Raw genomic sequence first — 1,415 nt, 5'->3', positions numbered from 1 at the left:
ATCTTTTGTTCTTGTTTTCAAAATCAAAGTCAAAAGATTCGCAGCCTGCGGCAGCTCCTACAGGGGGATGTCGGTCTTTTGGCCGAAATTCAGAAGTCCTTGGCCGACGCCTCTGCCGATCCTTCCTAGACTTTGCCCATTCCTTTCACGCGGCGGAGTTTTCCATGAACTACCTGATTTCGCTGGCCATCGGTCTGGGCGTCGGCCTGCTCTATGGCGCGCTGGATTTCCGTTCCCCGGCGCCACCGGCCATCGCGCTGGTGGGGCTGTTGGGCATGCTCGCGGGTGAGCAGCTGTGGCCGCTGGGCCGGCAAATGGTCGCCGGTTGGTTGTCCTGAATGTCTTTTTTTCCCTTTGGTGGATGTCCTCATGAAAGCACTGCAATTCGATAAAACCGGCGATCTGTCCTCCCTGCGTTTCGTCGACGTACCGACCCCGGTGCCCGGCGCTGATGACGTGCTGGTCGAGATCAAGGCCGCCGGCCTGAACCCCAGCGATGTGAAGAACGTGCTCGGGCGGTTTCCCTACACCACATTGCCGAGGATTCCCGGGCGCGATTTTGCCGGTGTCGTGGTCGAAGGCCCGCAGGCGTTGCTCGGTCAGGAAGTCTGGGGCACCGGGCGCGAACTGGGCTTTTTTGCCGATGGTTCGCACGCGCAATTCGTCAAATTGCCGGCCAACGGCGTGGCGCATAAACCGTCGCACTTGAGCTTCGCTCAGGCAGCCAGCCTCGGCGTGCCTTACACCACCGCTTGGGATGCACTGGAGCGCAGCCTGGTGAGCGCTGAAACCCGTTTGCTGGTGATCGGCGGTGGTGCGGTGGCGACCGCGGCGTTGGCATTGGCCAAGGTGCGCGGCGCGCAGATCCTCGCGGCTGCGCGGCGGCCGGAGCAGGTCAAGGCGTTGCAGGCACAGGGCTATGCGACGATTCAGCTGGATAAGCCCGAAGACCTCGGCGCGCAGGTCAACGCGGTGTACAGCGGCGGCGCTGACGTGGTCTTCGATACCACCGGTTTCTGGCTGCCGGCCTCGGTGGCGGCACTGGCAGCGTTCGGCCGCATCGCGATCATCGCCGCGCCGGTCGACGGCCATGTGCAATTGCCAGCGCTGGCGTTGTACCGCAAGGGCGGTTCGGTGGTCGGGATCAACTCGCTGCTGTACGGCGTGCAAGCCTGTGCGGCGATGCTCGAGCAGTTCGGGCGGTTCTTCGATGAGGGACTGTTGCCGTTGCCGCAGGCGTGGGTGGAAGTGCCTCTGGCGCAGGGAGTGCAGAGCTATGCAGAGGTGAATCATGGGAGTGGGGACAAGGTCATCCTCATCCCCTGATCTTCCAGACACCGCATAACCTGTGGGAGCTGGCTTGCCAGCGATAGCGGTAGACCAGTCGATCAAGATATTGACTGAACTGGCGCCAT

General features: G+C 62.2%; 2 protein-coding genes. Both read left to right on the top strand.

Features of this window, described 5'->3' with window-relative positions; genetic code table 11:
- The first annotated feature begins 164 nt into the window (after window positions 1-164).
- Window positions 165-338, top strand: coding sequence for a DUF1427 family protein (locus HT737_RS07700; protein WP_182402073.1), 174 nt, complete (start codon window positions 165-167; stop codon window positions 336-338).
- A 31-nt stretch (window positions 339-369) separates the two neighbouring features.
- Entirely contained in the window at window positions 370-1,326 is a 957-nt protein-coding gene (locus HT737_RS07695; RefSeq protein WP_182402071.1) for a zinc-binding alcohol dehydrogenase family protein, read from the top strand.
- The last annotated feature ends 89 nt before the right edge of the window (window positions 1,327-1,415 follow it).

The sequence above is a fragment of the Pseudomonas sp. MD195_PC81_125 genome (assembly GCF_014060985.1).
GTDB classification, from domain to species: Bacteria; Pseudomonadota; Gammaproteobacteria; order Pseudomonadales; family Pseudomonadaceae; genus Aquipseudomonas; species Aquipseudomonas parakoreensis.
The sequence above is the reverse complement of the archived record's forward strand: the minus strand, read 5'-3'. Positions and strand labels throughout refer to the sequence as shown.